An 18,695-nucleotide genomic window follows, 5' to 3' on the forward strand; every position below is an offset into this window, starting at 1 on the left:
ATGGACTGTTTTCGTCATCGGGGCGCCCGCCTTCGATCAAGCTCCCGCGCTTTCCCGCCCCTCGTCATTCACTGAAATAGGGGGGGGGTGGATCTTCCTCGTCCTTCTCGGCGACGATGCGGTCCTGCAGATCGATGAGGCAATCGATGAGCAGCGGGTTGAACGCGCCGCATTCTCCGTTCAAGATCATGTGCATGGCCTTCTCATGCGGGAAGGCCTTTTTGTACACGCGGTCGCTGGTGAGGGCATCGTACACGTCGACCAACGAGACGACCTGCGCCGATATGGGAATCTCCTCGCCCTTCAGCCCGTCGGGGTATCCGCTGCCGTCGTAGCGCTCGTGGTGCCAACGGCAGATGTCGCGCGCCGCGCGCACCAGGGCGCTGTCGCGGTACTGCACCATATCCTCGAGCATGTCGCCGCCGATGGTGGTGTGCGTCTTCATGATCTCGAACTCCTCGGACGTCAACCTGCCCGGCTTGTTCAAGATGCTATCGGGGATAGCAAGCTTCCCCAGGTCATGCAGCGTCGAGGCCGCGGCGATGGTTGCGCGCTCGCTCGAGCTGATGTGGTAGCGGTCCGTTTTGCGCATCAGGTGCTCCAGCATCATCTCGGTGAGTTTGCGCACATGCTGCACGTGCGGTCCGCTTTCGCCGTTGCGCAGTTCCATGGCCCCGCCCATGATATCGACGAGCATGCGGCTTTCGCGCTCGCGCTCGTAGAACTGCTGCGCGAGCATGGTGGAAAGGCGCCGCTGCTTGATGTACAGGCGCATGATGTTGCTGACGCGCTGGCGCACGATACGCTTATCGAAGGGACGGCTGATGTAGTCGGAAGCGCCCAGCTCGTAGGCGCGCAGCACCGAGTCGTCGGAATCGTCGCTGGAGATCATGATGACGGGGATGTCGTCGATCCAGCCGTTGCGCGACATGCAGGAGAGCACGTCGAAGCCGTCCGCGCCGGGCATGACGATGTCGAGCAGCACGATGGAGATGCCGCTTCCGTGCTGTTCCAGGCACGCGATGCCCGCTTCGCCGCAATCCGCCTCGAGGATCTCGTACTGATCCTTGAGCATCTCGCTCAAGATGACGCGGTTCATCTCGGAATCGTCCACCACCAGCAGCAACGGCTTATGGAACTCGTAAGGATCGAGATCGTCGGAATCGGTGATGACGAGGTTCTTGCGGCCCTTCGCCTTATACATGAGGCCGTCCGCCTGGCGTACCGCCTCCTCGACGGTGCGCCCCTCGGACAGCACGCCGCCGATACTGACGGTGAGGTTGACGTTCTCGTATCCGGGAACGGGCGTTTCGGCCAGCTTATCCGCCATATCGTGCAGCTTGCGCGCGAAGACGTCGGCGGAGATACCGGGGATGACCAAGACGAACTCGTCGCCGCCGTAGCGCACGAGCATATCGGTCGATCGGATGCAGCTCCTGAGCACGCTCACGGCCGTTTTGATGGCGACATCGCCCGCGTGATGGCCCAGCGTGTCGTTGACCAGCTTGAAATCGTCCAAGTCCAAAACCGCCACGCCGGCGAACACGTGCTGATTGCGCAGGTTGTCCTCGTAGAAGCGCCGGTTGTAAGCGCCCGACAGCGCATCGTGATAGAGCAGCTCCTCGGTAAGCATGCCGCTAGCGACCGCGTCGACAGGCTGAGCGCACATGAGCACACCCGGCTTGCCATCGACGTTCACGTACCGAGCCGATGCGCGATGGACCTGATCGCCCATGAGCACCCTATGCGTTCGGGAACCTCTATTGCGCAGGATGTCCTTGCACACCCCGCGCATGCAAACACACGCGCCGCCGTACAGCAGGCAGGATTCCTCTTCCTCGATGTCGTCTTCGTCAAGGAAGCGCACAACAGGGTAGACGCCGAGCAAGCGGCCCATTTCCGCTTCCAGTTCGTCCCTCGACATATCGGGCTGCCGATCTTGCTGCTCGGTACCTTGCGTTTTATCGTCCATAGCCGGTGAGCCTCTGTTTCGAGTTGATTCGAGCGTGTGTGCATGCTGTTTCCAACGAGTTCATTGTAGCAAAGGCGTACCACGTCAACGCACGAATCGGGCAAGGCCCGGAAAGATAGCCCGGAGCGATTGGGGAGCGCCGGGCGCCTGGTGGGATGATCGGGGGCAGAATCCCGCCAGGCGGCCGTCGCGCAGTTGGGAGGGGCCTACCGAAATAGACAGCGAATGCCCTGCTAGCGCGTTGCCACGCTGTGCACACAGGCGGCGAACACCTCGGGGGCTTCCAGGTGGACGTTATGCCCCACCTTCGGCGCGATACGCGTCCTGATGATGCCCTCCTCATGCAGGTTGGCTGCAAGCTTGCTGTACTTCACGTCCTTTTCGCCAGCCAGGTAGAGGGCCGGGTAGCCGCGCAAGCCAAGCTCGCGCAACGCCGCCGTGGTCTCGCGATAGGATGGCATGCGGTGCTGACCGGCGCATTCCACGCATTTGGCCAGCGCCTCGGGATCGTTGGCAAGCCGGTTGGCGCGCACCGCGGCGCGAACCTTCCTCGGCAGCGCCTTCTGCGATTCGAACAGCGGGAGGTTCTCCCAATAGGTCATGAAGTCCTTCAGCGGCGTCTCGCGCAGACGGCGCGCCATATCGGCATCGCGCTCGATGGCGGCATCGCGCTCCGCCTGCGTTTTCGGCCCCATGCCCACGCTTTCGAGCAGCAGGCCGCTCGTTTGCTTTGCGAAGGCCGCAGGGCCGACCTCGAGCAACGCGGAAAGCGCCACGCGACCGCCCATCGAATAAGCAACGACCAGGGGTTTTCCCGGAATCAGCTTGATAAGGGCAAGGAGCGCCTCGCCCATGGCCGGCAGGCTGTACGGCGCCGGATGGACCGGGGCCGATGACCCGCCGTGGCCGACAAGGTCGATGCCGTACACGTCGCGCTCAAGGAAGATGGTGCGGCTTGTGGGGAACCAGGACATCGCGTTCTGCGCGAACCCATGCACGAACAGCACCGGGGTGCGGCGGCGGCCGCGGGCGGGATCCTCCTTCATATACAGGTAACGATATCGGACTCCATCAACGTCGAAGCAGGCGGTTTCCGACTGCTCGTTCATCATCTCCATGAGCGCCTCCTCGATCCCTTGTGTTAGTTGTTGTATGTGTTGCGTACAACACAGCGTGTTCGCAGAGCCGGGGCGCAAAACCCCGGCCCTGCGGCGATAATCGCGCGTCGATCGCCAACCTCGCAGCGACGGTTGCGCGGCGAGCTCCTACCAATACTTGGCGTAGCGCTCGCGCAGGCCCTGCAGGGGCACGGGCACCTCGATGAAGCTGATGCCCGGCACATCCAGCGATGCGCGATACGCCCGGTCGAACTCCGCCAACGTGGCCGTTTTACTATAGGGCACGCCGAATGCGGCGACCGCGGCCTGGAAGTCCACGTCCTGAGGCGTGAGGAACAGGCGCTCGAAATACGCTTCCTGCGACTTCTGCGGCAGCATGTCGAATATGGCACCGCCGTTGTTGTTCAGCAGCACGATGGTAATGCCCCGCTCGCCGGCGTTTGTTTCGCAGCTATTACGCTCGGCGTCCTGCTCCGGCGTGCGGCTTGCGCCGTCTGCGGCGTCGGCGAGCTGCCGCTGCACGCGCAGCTCGCGCTGCAACGCCAGGGCGTTCAGGTCGTGCTGCATGGTCAGATCGCCCGTGATCAGCGTGGTCCTGCCGAAGCAGCGCGAGGCGCCGATGGCCGTGGAAACCGTGCCATCGATGCCGTTCAAACCTCGGTTCGCAAGCACGGTCAACTGCTTGCCGCCCTTCAGGTAGAAGGTGTCCACGGCGCGCACGCTCATGGAGTTTGCCGCGAACAGGCACGAGCCTTCGGGGGCAAGCTCCAGCACGCGGCGGACATAGGCACCCTCGAAGCCGTCGGCACCGGGCTCTTCGCCGGCATCCACCGCAGCTATACGCTTGGCGGCGGCTTCCTCTACCCGCTGCCACGTGTTGGCGAACGACAGGTCGTTGGCGCCTGCCGCCGCAGGACCATCCTCCATGCGCAGCGCGCGCGTCATGCTTTGCGCGAAGTCGGCGGGTTTCATGCGGACGAACACCGTGGTGGCGGCGTTGGTGTCGCGCGTTTCCAGGGGATCGACCACAACCTGCAGCACGCCGGCATCTTCGCGCGCACGAGCCCACTGGGTCGCGCGCTTCGACACGGGATAGCGGCCGAAACGCACGATGACCTGCGGGTTCAAGCTTTCGTCAGGCGAGATTCCGCCAGGCTGGAACACGCTATCGTAGTTGCCGATCACCAGCGGGTCGTCGAAGGAGCGCAGCCCCGACAGAGGGTCGGCGAGCACCGGGATGGCGAAGGCGCAGGCGAAAGCCAGCACGCGCTGCGCCTCCTCGTGCGTGGCGCAGGAGCCTTCGCCTGCCAGCAGCAGCACGTTATTGGCGAGCAGCTCGCTGGCAAGCTTGGCGGCGGCAGCGCCCTCCATGCCCCCGCGCACCTGCGCGACGCCGATGGGAAGCAGCGGTTTGCGGGCGGGTCTTGCCGCAGGAGCCGCGCTGTCCGCAGCGGCCTGGTCGGCGCAGGGGATGCCGGCGTCGAACAGGTCGGGCAGCGTCACATCGGGCTTCAACGGCTCATCGAACGGGAAGTTCAGGTGCACCGGGCCGCCGAAGCAGGCTCCGGCGAGACGCCGGGATGTGCGCGCCGCTGCCGCTGAGGGTGCCGCAGAGGATGCCGTCGAGGATGCTGCCGAGGGGTTTTGCGCTCCCTGGTTTTGCGGGAGCTCGCACGACCCGAGCGCAGCGATGCACGCCTCGCGGGCGGCTTGACGGGCGAAACGCAGCGAGCCTTCGTCATCCGCGGGCAAAGGCATCCCGCGATAGGCGCGCACGTGCGTGCCGTACGCATGCGATTGGTCGCAGGTTTGCGGAGCACCAAGCCCCTGCAGCTGCGGCGGGCGGTCCGCCGTCAGCACGATCAAGGGCACGCGCGACGATTCCGCCTCGAGAATCGCCGGATAGTAGTTGGCTATGGCCGTGCCCGACGAGCACACCAACGCCGCCGGACGCCCGGACGCCTTCGCCATGCCCAGCGCCAGAAAGGCGGCGCCGCGCTCATCGATGTCCACATACATGCTCATACGCTGCGGGGCGCGGCACGACAGCTCGTAGGCGGTCATGGACAGCGGGGTGGAGCGCGACCCAGGGCTGATCACCACGTTCTGCACACCCCATTTCGCGAGCTCATCGAAGAACGCTCCCAGGAAGCGCGCGGTTGCGCGCGGATCAGCGACGGTCATCGAGCTTCCCCTTCCCCTGCGGTCGTGGTTTGCGAGCTGGTTTGATCCGCGGTTTGATCCGCAACTTGCGGGCTCGCCAGCGGGCTGACCTGCGGCGCAGCTTGCACCTTGGTCTGACCCGCCATTTGCGTGGTGGTTTGCTGGCTGGTTTGCGTAGCGGTTTGACCCGTGGTTTGCGAACTGGTTTGCGCGGCGCGAGATGAGGCAGCGCCGGCTTCGCCGTCGAACGCCGAGAGCACGGTTTTCAGCTTCAGCGCGATCTCGTCGTACTCGTCGGCCGCGCGGCTGCCATCGACGATGCCGCATCCAGCGTACACGTAGCCGATCTCGCCGTCGAACACGCCGGTGCGCAGCGCCACGCTGAACTCGCCGTCTCCGGCAGCATCCACGTAGCCGCATGCGCCGGCGAAGAAGCCGCGGTTGTAGGCTTCGATCTGGCGGATGAGCATCTTCGCCTCGCCGACCGGCGTGCCCGAAACCGCGGGCGTGGGGTGCAAATCGCCCATCATCGACCACAGATCGACGCCTTCGAGCAGCTTTGCGCACGCAGGCGTCATCAGATGCTGGATGCGCGTCAACGGCATGATGGTCGGCTCTTTCGGGACATCGACCGCATAGCAGGTGCGGCCCAGCACATCCCGGATGAAACGCACGACGTAGTCATGCTCGGCGCGGTTCTTCGCATCGTTCAGCAAACCCTGCGCAAGGCGCTCATTCTCAGCAGGGTCGGGCGACGCCGGGCACGTTCCGGCCAGGCACATGCTTTCCAGTTCGCAACCCGATTTCCTCACGAGCAGCTCGGGGGTGCAGCCGCAGAAGAACACGTCGGCGTAGCGGTAGAGCAGCACGGTTCCGTGCGCGGTGCCGTCGATCAGGTTCACCAACAGGTCCTTCGAAGAGAATGGCTCGTCGGCACGCAGTTTCAGACGGCGCGAAAGCACCACCTTCTCCACGCGGCCGCCCTTGATGGCGTCGAGCCCGCTTCCCACCGCCTGCTCCCAAGCGGACCGCGAATCGAGCTCCAGCTGGTACGAAACGGTGCGGCGCGTGCGATGCGGCGCCGTCAAGGCAAGGCGCGCGAAGCGCTCGACGCGACCGGCATACACCGGACCAAGGGAGTTCACCTGCAGGAAAGCGCCGCTCTCATTCTCGATGAGCACCACCTCGGGCAGCATGAAGTGCAAGTTGGGGAACGACTGGAACAGCTCATCGGCCGATGCGGGGTTGTGCGCGTCGAATCGGTTGAACGAGAAGAACACCGGCTGCTCTGCGGCCGGCCCCGTCAGCTCGCACTCGGCCTCGTCCAGGGTCGGCAGCGCGATGCAACGCCCCAGGCCCATGAAGCGAGTAGGACGGTCCTTGCGGTAATACACAAATTGATCGGTGAAGCCCTTCTGCATGAGGCAGAACGCGTCGACGATATCGGCATCGAGCGGCTGGGTGTACGAATAGATTCGGGTCATTCGACTTCTCCCTGATCGTCTGATGGGTCACGGTTTCCTATTATAGCGGTGCGCAAAAAGGCCCGGAGTCTCCGACTCCGGGCCGTCGTTCGGCGGCTTATATGCGCGCAGTCCGGCACATGCCCAAGATCGCAATAACGTTACCGAACGCCCGCCAAGCTTTCAAACCGTTCAAGGTCCAAGGTCTGCTCCATTTCTCCACCAGCAGCGCAAAACGCTGTGCGCGAATCGAGCTTTCCCCAGGCTGAATACAGCGGCGGACGTTCTTGGACGCTCCACCCTTTCTCACAGGCGGCGCAATCCGGCTTGAAAGCTAGATCTTGTACATGAACTGGAAAACGTCCTCGCGCTGGATGGTGATCTGCACGCCCAGTTCGGAGGCGACGCCCTCAAGCTTCTCCTGCACGGCGTTGAAGTCGGCCTTCTCGGTGTCCAGCGTGGTCAACATGGTCATGGAGAACATGTCGCCCAGGATGGTCTGGCTGATGTCGTCGATGTTGGCACCGCATTCGGCCAGCGCAACCGAAACAGCTGCGACGATACCGCTACGATCCTTGCCAAGAACGCTGATAACGCACTTCATGTTCGAATCCTTTCACCCGCGCGACCGACGCGCTCGTTTCAGTATGTATCCATAGTACCCGATTGTCGTGCACCTTGTATTTCCGGGTGATGTTTCACGTGAAACATCCGCAGCCAGCGGCAGGCTGCCCCACGGCTTAGGCGACGAAATCCCAAATAACCTTCGCGAAGAAGATGACCAGGACGACGATGGTGATGGGTCGGGCGACCGCACCGCCGTTCTTCGAAAAGCTGTGGGAACCTAGATAGTTGCCCACGATGTTGAAAGCGCCCGCCACCAAGCCGAGCACCAGCAGCACCTGGCCATGCAGAAGGAACACCACCAGCGCCGTGACGTTGGTGGTAAGGTTGATGGCTTTCGTGATGCCGGCAGCGGATTTGAGCTTCAGATGGGCCACGCCGGTGAGCAGCAGCATCAGGAACGTGCCCGTTCCAGGACCGTAGAAGCCATCGTATATGCCCACGCAAAACGCCACCAGAGCGCAAAGCACGGCAGTGCGTTTCGGCGAAAGCGGCTCTTTGTCCTGTTTGCCGAAACTCTTCGACCTCATCACGTAGATGGCCGTGATCGGCAGCACAGCCAGCAGGAACACGCGTAGGAACGCGTCGCTGGTGATGAGCACCAGATTCGACCCGATGGTCGATCCGACTACGGCAAGCACCACGCAAACGCCCGCCAGCTTCCACTGGATGTAGCCCGATTTCGCATAATGCCAGGTGGCGATGGTGGTACCCATGGTCGAGCTCATCTTGTTCGTGGCGATGGCGGCATGCGTGGGCAGGCCGGCGATCATATAGGCGGGCAGCGAGATCAGCCCGCCGCCGCCCGCAATGGCGTCGACGTATCCCGCCAGGAACACGAGCAGGCACACCAGCAGCATAGCCCCCGGGGCGATGCCGAACAGCTGTTGACACACGTCGGCAACGGCTTCCATAACCAAGCCTTTGCGTTATCGGGTTTCGCGCAGGATGAGCGACATGGCCTCGGAACGCGAAGCGCGGGCCGCATCAGTGCTGCCGGCGAACACGCCGCGCACCGCGCTGGTGACGGTATGGCTGCCGGGCTTCTTCACGCCGCGCATGCTCATGCACATATGCTCGGCCTCCAGCACCACCACAACGCCCTGCGGGTTCAGCTGCTCGACCAGGGTGTCGGCGATCTGAGAGGTCAGACGCTCCTGCACCTGCGGACGCTTCGCATACACTTCGACCAGGCGCGCCAGCTTCGACAAACCGCACACACGGCCGTCGGCCGCCGGGATGTAGGCGATATGGGCCTTGCCGAAGAACGGCACCAGATGATGCTCGCACATGGAGTAGAAGTAGATGTCGCGCACAAGCACCATTTCGCTGCAGTGCTCGTCGAACGTGGTGGCGAAATGCACGGCAGGGTCCTCCGTCAGGCCGGCAAACACCTCTTCGTACATACGGGCAACGCGGGCAGGCGTCTCCTTCAGACCCTCGCGGTCGGGATTCTCGCCCACGCCCTCCAAAATCATGCGAACGCCGGCTTCGATCTTTGCAGTATCCATATGGTTGATTTCCTTCTAGCAGTGCTGAATACAGGTCCGGCAGCTTGGCTTCCAGCCGCCGCAACCTCTCGTTTCGAACCCTAGCATGATACCACGCGCCACCAGCAGCTTCGCCAACCCCATCCCAGACACATCGGGGACATAGCGTCGGGACTAACCCAGATCGAGTTCGAGGCCGACGGGGCAATGGTCGCTGCCGAACACCTCGTTGTAGATGCTGGCGGCTTCGATGCGCGGTGCCAAGGCGTCACTGACCAGGAAATAGTCGATTCGCCACCCTGCGTTGTTCTTTCGCGCGTTGAAACGGTAGCTCCACCAAGAGTACGCGCCGGCAAGGTCGGGGTGCGTGCTGCGGAAGGTGTCGGTGAACCCGGCGTCGAGCAGCTTGGTGAACTTCTCGCGTTCCTCATCGGAAAAGCCGGCGTTTCCGCGGTTGGGGCCGGGGTTCTTCAGGTCGATCTCGTTGTGCGCCACATTGAAATCGCCGCACATGATCACGGGTTTCGGCTGAGCCGACTCGCCGGGCTGCGTCAACGGAAGCCATTGCGTGGGCAAGTGGCCGTCTCCCATGGGAACCGATTCCGGAATCACATCCGCGCCGTTTTTGCCCTCGCCACGGCCTGCCTCCGGACGCAGCACCACGTTGCCGTCGGCGCCTGCACGCTCCACCGGAACGCCTGCTGGGAGCACACCCTCTTCCAGGCCCTTGCAAAAGTCGCGGAACGCGTCATCCCATTCCATGCGATGGTCGATACGCGCCAGCTCGTTTTGCGCGTTCGGCGTGTAGACGCACACGAACCAATACTCGGGAAACTCGCACGCCACGATGCGCCCTTCGGTATCCAAGTGGGGAAAGCCCAGGCCATGAAGCACCTGCAGCGGCTCTTCCTTCGTGAAAACCGCCGTGCCGGAATAGCCCTTCTTCTCCGCATAGCTCCAAAACTCGCGATACTGCGGCAAATCCAGCGTTGCCTGGCCAGCCTGAAGCTTCGTTTCCTGCAGCGCAACAACGTCGGCATCGAACTGGCATACGATATCCTCGAAGCCCTTCTTCAAAACGGCACGCAAACCGTTCACATTCCAAGAGATCATCCGCATGAAAAGCGCCTCCTTAGCGGGCAAAATCATTCCGAAACAGTATAAGAAGCCTAGGAGATGCGGGCAAACGCCTCACCACGCGCGATACGCCGACAAAACCCGGACAGTTAATGCTACGTCCCCAAGTGTCCTACGCATGGCGGCCGAGGGAAAACGGGAGCAGATCTCGGCACGTCCCCCGAGCGGTCATCGATGTGATCAAGGATGCTGGCAAAGCAACGATAATCACGCAAAGTCGCTGTTCAGCCAGTGCGAAACCACGCATTCGCCCCTAAAATCGGACACTTAACGACACGTCCCCAAGCGTCCGACCGTACAACGTTATTTGTGGTACGGCTCCCCGTGGGATATCTTTTGCGTGCGGTAGAGTTGTTCCAGCAACACTACGCGCGCAAGGTTGTGGGGGAGCGTGATGGGGCCGAACGAGAGGAACTCGTTTGCGCGCTGGCGCACTTCGTCGCTCACGCCATCGGATCCGCCGATGACGAACGCGAAGTTACTCTTCCCTTGCAACATGAGGTTGTCCAGGCGCTTCGACAGTCCCTCGCTCGAGCGCTCTTTACCGTCGATGGCCAGCAACACCACATGCGTATCCGCGCCAAGTTTCTCCAGCTCAGTGCAGATCGCGGCGCCTTCCTTGTCGCGTGCGCCATCCACGCCGCCGGCTTTGCGAGGATCGATATCCGCAATCTCGCGCACCTGGGTCTTTGCGTACGGCTGCAGACGCTTCAGATATTCCGCACAGGCATCCACCCAGAAACGTTCCTTCAGTTTTCCAACCGCCACAACCGTGAACTTCATCCTTACCCTTTCATAGCGCAACATAATATTGAGCAAAGCGACTACAACAGCATCCGCCGGGTTCTGCCCCCCCCCTTTTTGAGAAGCAGGGGCGGGCAGTCCTGCTCACAAGGAGGCGAAGCTCTCTTCAAGCAGCCCTTCGCATTGAATAGCCCGGGCTTGAACCCGCTTGTTGTGAGAGCAGATGCAGCAATCATTCGCCCCTTTCAGGTCGAAACCATGTTAACAAGGCGCGCTCCCTAAAACGAAGGTGCAACCCTTATCAGAAAGAAACATCCACCTCGACAAACAAGCCGACACCTTCGCAAGAAGCCATGTGCAACGGTATTTGTACAACATTGCGTTCAATCATTCTTGCACTAGAATCTCCTCGGCGTTCATCCCACATCCCGGCCTTAAATACCGTTCTGTCTCATTCCAGTCCCTTTTTGTCCACTTGCCCAAAAAGTTACACGTTCGAAATATTAGGGTGTTTACAAGCCGTTACCCCACTGTTAAAGTTCATGCCACAATTTCATAGCGTCACCCCGTTGATATGTTCTGGATCGCAAGAAACAGGGCAAGCAGGGGCCTCTGGAGAATCCCAACCATGGGTGCCGAAGGGGCAAGGTGAAACGCAGGCCGCAAGACCTAACCGCAAACAGCTTCAACAAGCTGCAGTGGCGAACCGTTTCACTGAAACTCTCAGGCAAAAGGACAGAGAAAAGTCAGTGACTTGTCGCAAACGTGAACGAAACTCAAACTCGGCGTTCACCAAAACTTTTCCCTTTCCCTTTAATTTCATATCCCAGAATCGCCCTAAAGCTTTCGCTGAGCTCTCTTTCCGTGCATCCTCAGGGTCTCGCAGAGGTTGTATCGGTTCAGAGTTTTAGTTAGGAGTGAGTTGTGGAAGGGTTTTTCGACGTCGTCAACAACGTGATCACCGCTATTGACGACTTTGTATGGGGCGTCCCGTTGATGGTGCTCATCCTGTTCGGAGGCATCCTGCTGACGGTGCGCTTGGGCGGTTTGCAGTTCCGTCAACTGCCGCGCGCATTGCGTTACATGGTCAAGAACGAAAAAGGCGGCTCCGGCGAAGTGACCAGCTTCGGCGCGCTGTGCACCGCGCTTTCAGCAACCATCGGTACTGGTAACATCGTAGGCGTTGCAACCGCTATCGTGGTCGGCGGCCCTGGTGCCATGTTCTGGATGTGGCTGGCAGCGCTGTTCGGCATGGCCACGAAGTACTCCGAGGGCCTGCTTGCCGTCAAGTTCCGCAGCATCGACGAGAACACCGGCCACGTGCTGGGCGGCCCGTTCTACTACATCGAGCGTGGCATGGGCAAGCGCCTGCCCAAGATCAGCTGGCGCTGGCTTGCAAAGCTGTTCGCCTTCTTCGGCATGTGCGTCGGCCTGTTCGGCATCGGTACTTTCACCCAGGTGAACTCCATCAACACCGCCATCACGAACTTCTTCGATCCCGAGAAGTCCTTCACCATCAGCATCCTTGGCATGGATTACTCCATCGCCACCGTCATCGGCGGCATCGTGGTTGCCGTGCTGGTCGGCCTGGTGGTCATCGGCGGCATCAAGCGCATCGCCAGCGTCTCCGAGCGCGTCATCCCCGTTATGGTCGTGCTCTACGTCGGCTTCTCCCTAATCCTGCTGCTGACCAACCTGGACAAGATCCCCGGTGCGTTCGTGGTTATCTTCCGCTCCGCCTTCGGCCTTGATGCTGCTGCCGGCGGTATGCTCGGCGCCATCTTCATCGCCATGCAGAAGGGTATCGCCCGCGGTATCTTCTCCAACGAGGCTGGTCTCGGTTCCGCACCTATCGCCGCTGCTGCCGCTCAGACGAAGGAGCCCGTGCGTCAGGGTCTCGTGTCCATGACCGGTACGTTCCTCGACACCATCGTGGTCTGCACCATGACCGGCCTTACCTTGGTCATGACCGGCGCTTACCTGATCCCCGGCCTTGAGGGCGCTTCCGTCACCACCGCGGCTTTCCAGGCTGGCCTGCCGTTCATTCCTCCCACCGTCGTGTCCTTCGTGCTCATGGCGTGCCTGGCACTGTTCGGCTTCACCACCATCCTTGGTTGGGACTACTACGGCGAGCGTTGCCTTGAGTACTTCAGCAACGGCAGCATGAAGGCTGTGAAGGTTTACCGCTGGCTCTACATCGCCGCTGTGTTCATCGGCCCTTACATGACCGTTTCCGCCGTTTGGACCATCGCCGACATCTTCAACGCATGCATGGCCGTGCCGAACATGATCGCCTTGATCGTTCTCTCCGGTGTGGTCGTCCGTGAAACGAAGGACTTCTTCAAGCGTCTGAACGACGCAGGTGGCAAGGAAGAGGACATGGTTCCGCACGAGAATCATGACGATGTGCCGCCGATCGACTCCCTTACTGATCGCCTGGGCGCCAAGACCGCCCAGGAGGACCGCGCAGCAGCTGCACAAGGTTTCGCCACCGCATAGCAACTGCCTGCCCCTCATGCTGGCCCCGATGTTTCACGTGAAACATCGGGGCCTTATTTGTTTCTGCGAGATCATTTAACGCGGACTTGTCGCGTAATCTTTAAGCGCCGCTCCTATAAGCAAAGGGGAGAGCCCACAATCCGACTATGACCGCTCTTTGCTAGCAAAACCAATGTCAAAGCGCGATAAAAGCTTAGCCGAGGATTCTATACCCGGGTTCAATGAATGGTGTATAACCCTATCCCAAACGCTATCACCTTGCTTGGAACTCTAGCGTTGCTAAATCCCCTACACACCCCAAGCCTCTGCAGTCAATCCAAATCCGGCTACCACCAAAACCGCAGCAGTAACGTCATTCCATCTATCCGACGGCCTTCATCGCCTCGTAAACGCCACGAAGCGCCGTTCGGTTTCCTCCTCCAAGCTGAAACGCATCGATGCCCGTAGCTAGCCAAGCACCATAAAGGGCTTCGCCATCGAACCGCATGTCGTGGTTTTTCCGAACTCTGCAGTGGCGGCAATGTTCAACTGCTCAGGTTGATCGCGTGCACAAGAAAGGCCACCTTTCGGTGGCCTTTCAATATCCTAATGTTTCACGTGAAACATTACTTCACGCCTTCATGAGCAAGCGCATCTGCAACCTTGCGAGCCGCAGCGGTGATGGACAGGTCGTTCACATCCACCGTGATGCCAGCATACTGCTCATACAGCGGCAGGCGCTCGTCATAAAGCTCCTTCAAACTCATGCCGATGCCGCCCTTCAGAACAACGCCGCGCTCCTGCAGGTCGCTCAGGCGATGCACCAGCTGGTCGTAGGATATCTTGAGGTACACAACCGTGCCGATCTCGGCCAGATGCTTCATGGCCTCATCGGAGTACACGGCGGAACCGCCCGTGGCGATAACGCTGTTCTCCGCATCGATCTTACTGAGAATCTCGTTCTCGACCTCGATGAAACCCTCAGGGCCGCATGCATCGATGATCTTCTGCAGCGTCTTGTCGCATTGGTTCTGGATGACGATGTCGGCGTCGATGAAATCCTTCGTCATGATTTTCGCCAACACGATACCCAGCGTGGATTTACCCGAGCCGGGCATGCCGATAAGAACAACGTTGTTCTTCTCCGCCATGGTAAGCCCTCCTTGATCGGTCATGTACGCTCGAATTGTATCATGCCTGCTCATACATCATGACAACGGTAACAAGCTGTTCTTATATGGCCTCCCCAACGGCGCCATCAGGCTGTTTGCGCTTCAGCGGAAGGGTCTCGCTGATGATGATGGCCACAAAGATCAAGGCGAAGCCGATCAGCAAACGCAAGCTTAGCTGCTCGCCGTACAGCAACACGCTGAATAGCACGCCGAACACGGATTCCAGGCTTAGGAACAGCGATGCCTGCGCGGGAGGGATATGCGCCAGCGCCACGTTCTGGATTCCGAACGCCACAATGGAGGCAAAGATAGACAGAAACAGCAGCTGGCCGATGATATTGGGCGTGAAAGCCGCGAACCCTGGGAACGTCTCAAAAGCCACTCCCGACAGCAAGCCCATGCAACCTTCAGCGACGAACTGCACAGCCGTCAGGGCCAGCACGTCATGGAAGCGAGAGAGCTTCGAAACCAGCACCATATGCACGGCGAACAAGACCGCGCACAGCAGCGTCATAACCTCTCCGAAGCCCATGGTCATGCCGCCCGACTGGACCGACACCAACCAAATACCCACTAAGGCAAGCACGGCGGCTCCAATGTTAAACACCGTTGGACGCCTGTGGGCGACGATCCACCATAGGAAGGGGACGATCACGCAATACGTCGCCGTCAGGAACGCGTTGATGCCTGGAGTAGTGTGCTCCAGGCCAACAGTTTGCGTCCAGAACGCCAGAAAATCTGCCAGGCCGAGCACGGCGCCGGCGAGCACCATCTTGCCGCTGAACGCCCTGCGAACGCGCTTCCAAAGGATAGCGGTCAGCACGATGCCCGCGAACAGGAAGCGGAACCCCAGCAGCCATGCCGGCGGGAGCACCGCCACAACGCCCTTCATGGACACGAAGCTATAGCCCCAGATGATGGTTGCCACCACAATGGCGGCCTTGTACGCCCAAGAGGGCAGTCCCTTCTTCATACAGCCTTCCCTTTGCCTTCTATCGCACCCAGATTCGGGCGCACACGAAAAACGCCGACCTGCAGCCGCGCAAAGCGACGCAAATCGGCGTTCCACTTTCTCAACGACTAGCGGGCTCCGCCGCCACCGCCGCCGAAGCCGCCACCGCCGCCGCTGGAGAATCCGCCGCCGCTTCCGCTGCCGCTGGATTCGGCCTGTATGGCCTCGTTAGCGGTCTTGACGGCCTGGTTGAACGACGAAGAAAGGAAGCTTCCCACATCGGGCATCCCGGCGTTCGCACCGCTCTCGTAGGAGGTATACCAACCCCACCAGGGCACGTAAGTATCCCCATACGTTTGGTCGACCGCAAACAGCTGGGGCTGCGTCTTGCGAAGCTGCTCGATGGCCTGCTTCGCAACGCCGAACAGGTAGGCGTATACCATGAACTCGCCCCACACCTTCACATCGGTGGGCGGATGCTCTTCAAGCGAGCTGAAGTCGCGCAGCCAATTGCGCAACGCCTTGCAGTGCGCAACCAGGTTGTTGCCATCGACGCTGCGTCGCGTCATGTTGTTACCGATGAAAGCCAGCGCCAAAACAGTGGGGATACCGCATATCATCGGCAGCATATTATCGGTCATGAACCAAATCACCATGGCTATCACGAGCAACGCCACGGCGATCGCCCATGTCCAACCACGCAGGTTATTGCCCTTCTCCTCGAAGAAGCCGTGCTTGTCCGTCTCCGCGGTCAGCGCACCTTGCCAATTCTTCACCGCGTTTACCAGCTGCTCCGAATGGTCTTCGCCATACTTCTTGATGCTGCCGAACCACAGCGAGTTCTGACCTGCCGCCACCTGGTCGAACAGCAGCCTGAACGTCGCCTTGTCGATCGGGTCGCTCACGGCATCGATTTCAACCAGCTTCGTGACATAGAAGTCGTTCACGGTCTTCATGCCGCCATGCTTCTTCGGCGCCATATACGAACCGGAATCGATGCGGACGGCACCAGTTTGCGCTAGATGCATAATCGTCGCCGTCAGGTCATCGGTGCTTTCCCTATTCCAGCGCCACAGGCGGCCGATAACGGCCGGGTGCAAGCCCTGACGCGGCACGTCGCGCCAATACTGCTCCGTGAAGTCCGGCTTGTGCTCTTTGCCATGACGGAAGAACATGACGATGGCCCAGATCAAGGCTGCAACGCACACGGCCACGCACGCTATAGAGAAAGCCAGCGACATCATGCGCTTGCTGTTCGCCGTATCCGCCCAGGCCTTCTCCTCTTTCAGAACCGTATCCAGGCGCTGCTCGCCGGCATGCAGGCGCTGCGTGCTCAGCGACACGTTCGTCAGCCACTTGGAGGGGATGCACACGCGCATCTCGGCATATTCGCCGGATTCCACGCGGGGAACCGTGCAGGTGACCGACCCATCGGCGTTGACGGAAACGGTGCCGCTCAGCGGGCCATGGCCCCACGCGCGCACGTTCTCGCCAGGATCGACCGTGACGCTCTGGGGGAGAGGAAGCTGAAGCGTAGCCGTCACGTTCTCCGAGGGAACCGCCCAGGCGGAACCTAGATACTGCCAGTACACCTCAGAAACGTCGTCGTAGACCTGGGCCATGTTGGTGATGGTGTAATCGAGTTCCACGACCACACGTTTGGGCTGGGATCCGAAGAATACGTACACGGTGTTCTTCGGGCTATCGACGGAGTACGAATCCTCTCCCGGACCACCTTCCTCGCGCCATTTCAGCTCGAACGGAACCTCAGGCATCGCCGACATGGACCCTTCGACGTCGTTGGACCCGTCAACGCTCATCATGCGAACGCCGTTCACGGTGAACTCCGCATTCGTGGGCAGCAGATTCAGCGTCCACCATACGGCGGAGAACGAACCGTCGAAATCAAACGTACGCTGCTCAACCACGTGAAGCGTTCCGTCGGTTTCCAGTTGGGCTTGGATATCCACTTGCGGCATGGTGTATGACTTCGCGTAGGCCTTGCCGGGCAAAGCTGCCAGCGCGCAAGCGCAAGCGACGACCACTAAAGCGGCCGCGACCAGCCATGCGACGCGGCTACGCGCATCATCCCGCTGGCTGCCTGGGAAATGAGGTGTCCTTGTGTATTGCATCGAGAATGCTCCTTGCAAGTTTCCGACAGTCAAGGTAATATATCTACCCGCACCTATTATAGCGTGGAGAAGTGACCGAGAGGCCGAAGGTGCTCGCCTGCTAAGTGAGTATGCCCCACAAGGGCATCTAGGGTTCGAATCCCTACTTCTCCGCCACGTATTTTCAGCCCTCGCAAATGCGGGGGCTTTTTCATGCTCGATTACTAACTATAAAAGAAGGCACCCGATATCGGGTGCCTTCGCAATCTATCTTCTTCCCCAGGGCCAGCGATGCAAACGCTTCGCTTTCATCGGTTTCATCCGATACGAGGGGTTGTGCTTCAGAAACACGGCTCGGCATATCCGCGTGATTCCCAGCGCCACCAATGCCGTAACCATGAACGAGAGCGTCAAATCCAGCACATCGCCGTTGCTCTCTGACAGCGCATATAGGCTTGCTAAGCCGAAGAACGCCGTCAGCGCCACGTTCAACACGGTGAAGGCCTTGATAAGGATCTCCTTCGCCCGTGCCGGCGAATAACGCCATGCTGCCACCACGTATACCACGCCAGCCGCGAAAGCCAGCAACAGCAACAACGGTATGATGCGCGTCAGCCTTGCGACCATGCTAGAACGTCACTTTCGGTGCAGTGGAAGCGCCCTCCTCGGCGGCGAAGCTCGGACGCTCCTTGAACCCCATCATGCCCGCAAAGAGCACAGCCGGGAACGTCTGAATGGCGGTGTTGTACTTCATCACCGTATCGTTGAAGCTCTGGCGCATATAGCTGATCTTGTCCTCGGTGTTCGACAACTCAGCCTGCAATTGCTGGAAGTTGGCGTTCGCCTTCAGGTCGGGGTAGGCCTCCGCCACCGCAAACAAGCTTTTCAGGGTCTCAGTGAGGTGGTTGTTAGCTCCCATACGACCCTCGGGAGTGTTCGCGCTCGCCACAGCCGCGCGAGCCTGCGTCACCGCGTCCAGCGTAGCGCTCTCGTGCTGCGCATACCCTTTCACGGTTTCCACGATGTTCGGGATAAGGTCCAAACGCCTCTGGAGCTGCACATCGATCTGCGCCCAGGCGTTGTCCACCATGTTGCGCAGCTTCACCAGCTTGTTATAGAGCGCAATGATGAACACGATGAGCACTACGGCTATCGCAACAAGGATGATTACCGCCGTCATGGCTTCCTCCTTCTACCGGTTGCCTGCATTACGCGACCTTGAAAAGCGCACCTCTCCGCAAATCGCAGTCCGAGTCCTTGCAAGGTCGAAG

General features: G+C 60.4%; 15 protein-coding genes, 1 tRNA gene and 1 riboswitch. Of the genes, 2 read left to right on the forward strand and 14 right to left on the reverse strand.

Annotation, left to right across the window (positions count from 1 at the left end; all coding sequences use genetic code 11):
* Positions 1 to 64: 64 nt before the first annotated feature.
* The 9 genes from Q0G75_RS02925 to Q0G75_RS02965 form a co-directional block, all read right to left on the reverse strand.
* A complete protein-coding gene (locus Q0G75_RS02925; protein ID WP_294417711.1) occupies positions 65 to 1,972 on the reverse strand; it encodes a diguanylate cyclase in 1,908 nt (635 codons plus the stop codon).
* A 233-nt stretch (positions 1,973 to 2,205) separates the two neighbouring features.
* On the reverse strand, positions 2,206 to 3,090 hold the full coding sequence (locus Q0G75_RS02930; RefSeq protein ID WP_294416223.1) for an alpha/beta fold hydrolase: 885 nt from the start codon (positions 3,088 to 3,090) through the stop codon (positions 2,206 to 2,208).
* 147 nt (positions 3,091 to 3,237) lie between these two features.
* A complete protein-coding gene (locus Q0G75_RS02935; RefSeq protein ID WP_294416221.1) occupies positions 3,238 to 5,274 on the reverse strand; it encodes a thiamine pyrophosphate-binding protein in 2,037 nt (678 codons plus the stop codon).
* Positions 5,271 to 6,737, reverse strand: a complete 1,467-nt coding sequence (locus Q0G75_RS02940; protein ID WP_294416220.1) for an isochorismate synthase MenF — start codon at positions 6,735 to 6,737, stop codon at positions 5,271 to 5,273. Before Q0G75_RS02940 ends, Q0G75_RS02935 begins: the two co-directional genes overlap by 4 nt.
* Positions 6,738 to 7,050: 313 nt before the next feature.
* Positions 7,051 to 7,320 (reverse strand): ACT domain-containing protein, encoded by a 270-nt coding sequence (locus Q0G75_RS02945; RefSeq protein WP_118349434.1) that lies wholly within the window; start codon positions 7,318 to 7,320, stop codon positions 7,051 to 7,053.
* A 136-nt stretch (positions 7,321 to 7,456) separates the two neighbouring features.
* On the reverse strand, positions 7,457 to 8,254 hold the full coding sequence (locus tag Q0G75_RS02950) for a TSUP family transporter (RefSeq protein ID WP_294416217.1): 798 nt from the start codon (positions 8,252 to 8,254) through the stop codon (positions 7,457 to 7,459).
* Positions 8,255 to 8,269: 15 nt separating this feature from the next.
* Positions 8,270 to 8,851 carry a GTP cyclohydrolase I FolE gene (gene folE, locus Q0G75_RS02955; RefSeq protein ID WP_042432346.1) on the reverse strand — a complete coding sequence of 194 codons (582 nt, stop codon included), beginning with the start codon at positions 8,849 to 8,851 and terminating at the stop codon, positions 8,270 to 8,272.
* A 153-nt stretch (positions 8,852 to 9,004) separates the two neighbouring features.
* Complete coding sequence (locus Q0G75_RS02960; RefSeq protein WP_294416216.1) at positions 9,005 to 9,949, reverse strand: exodeoxyribonuclease III; 945 nt, start codon at positions 9,947 to 9,949, stop codon at positions 9,005 to 9,007.
* A gap of 321 nt (positions 9,950 to 10,270) precedes the next feature.
* Positions 10,271 to 10,750 carry a 23S rRNA (pseudouridine(1915)-N(3))-methyltransferase RlmH gene (locus Q0G75_RS02965; protein WP_294416214.1) on the reverse strand — a complete coding sequence of 160 codons (480 nt, stop codon included), beginning with the start codon at positions 10,748 to 10,750 and terminating at the stop codon, positions 10,271 to 10,273.
* A gap of 563 nt (positions 10,751 to 11,313) precedes the next feature.
* Positions 11,314 to 11,460, forward strand: a riboswitch (glycine riboswitch).
* A gap of 175 nt (positions 11,461 to 11,635) precedes the next feature.
* Here Q0G75_RS02965 and Q0G75_RS02970 point away from each other — a divergent pair.
* A complete protein-coding gene (locus tag Q0G75_RS02970) occupies positions 11,636 to 13,210 on the forward strand; it encodes a sodium:alanine symporter family protein (RefSeq protein WP_294416212.1) in 1,575 nt (524 codons plus the stop codon).
* Positions 13,211 to 13,815: 605 nt separating this feature from the next.
* Here Q0G75_RS02970 and Q0G75_RS02975 read toward each other — a convergent pair.
* The 3 genes from Q0G75_RS02975 to Q0G75_RS02985 all read right to left on the reverse strand — a co-directional run bounded on the left by Q0G75_RS02975 (position 13,816) and on the right by Q0G75_RS02985 (position 17,445).
* Positions 13,816 to 14,340: a shikimate kinase gene (locus tag Q0G75_RS02975; protein ID WP_042432337.1), complete on the reverse strand. Its 525-nt coding sequence runs from the start codon at positions 14,338 to 14,340 to the stop codon at positions 13,816 to 13,818.
* 82 nt (positions 14,341 to 14,422) lie between these two features.
* A complete protein-coding gene (locus tag Q0G75_RS02980) occupies positions 14,423 to 15,334 on the reverse strand; it encodes a DMT family transporter (protein WP_294416211.1) in 912 nt (303 codons plus the stop codon).
* Between the two features lie 107 nt (positions 15,335 to 15,441).
* Positions 15,442 to 17,445, reverse strand: coding sequence for a DUF2207 domain-containing protein (locus Q0G75_RS02985; protein ID WP_294416209.1), 2,004 nt, complete (start codon positions 17,443 to 17,445; stop codon positions 15,442 to 15,444).
* Positions 17,446 to 17,510: 65 nt separating this feature from the next.
* On the opposite strand from Q0G75_RS02985, the gene Q0G75_RS02990 reads away from it, so the two are divergent.
* A tRNA-Ser gene (locus Q0G75_RS02990) sits at positions 17,511 to 17,601 on the forward strand.
* 90 nt (positions 17,602 to 17,691) lie between these two features.
* On the opposite strand, the gene Q0G75_RS02995 is transcribed toward Q0G75_RS02990, so the two are convergent.
* A complete protein-coding gene (locus Q0G75_RS02995; RefSeq protein WP_294416207.1) occupies positions 17,692 to 18,051 on the reverse strand; it encodes a hypothetical protein in 360 nt (119 codons plus the stop codon).
* Between the two features lies 1 nt (position 18,052).
* Entirely contained in the window at positions 18,053 to 18,604 is a 552-nt protein-coding gene (locus Q0G75_RS03000; protein ID WP_294416205.1) for a LemA family protein, read from the reverse strand.
* Positions 18,605 to 18,695 lie beyond the last annotated feature (91 nt).

It is taken from the genome of uncultured Senegalimassilia sp., assembly GCF_934636665.1.
Taxonomy (GTDB): domain Bacteria; phylum Actinomycetota; class Coriobacteriia; order Coriobacteriales; family Eggerthellaceae; genus Senegalimassilia.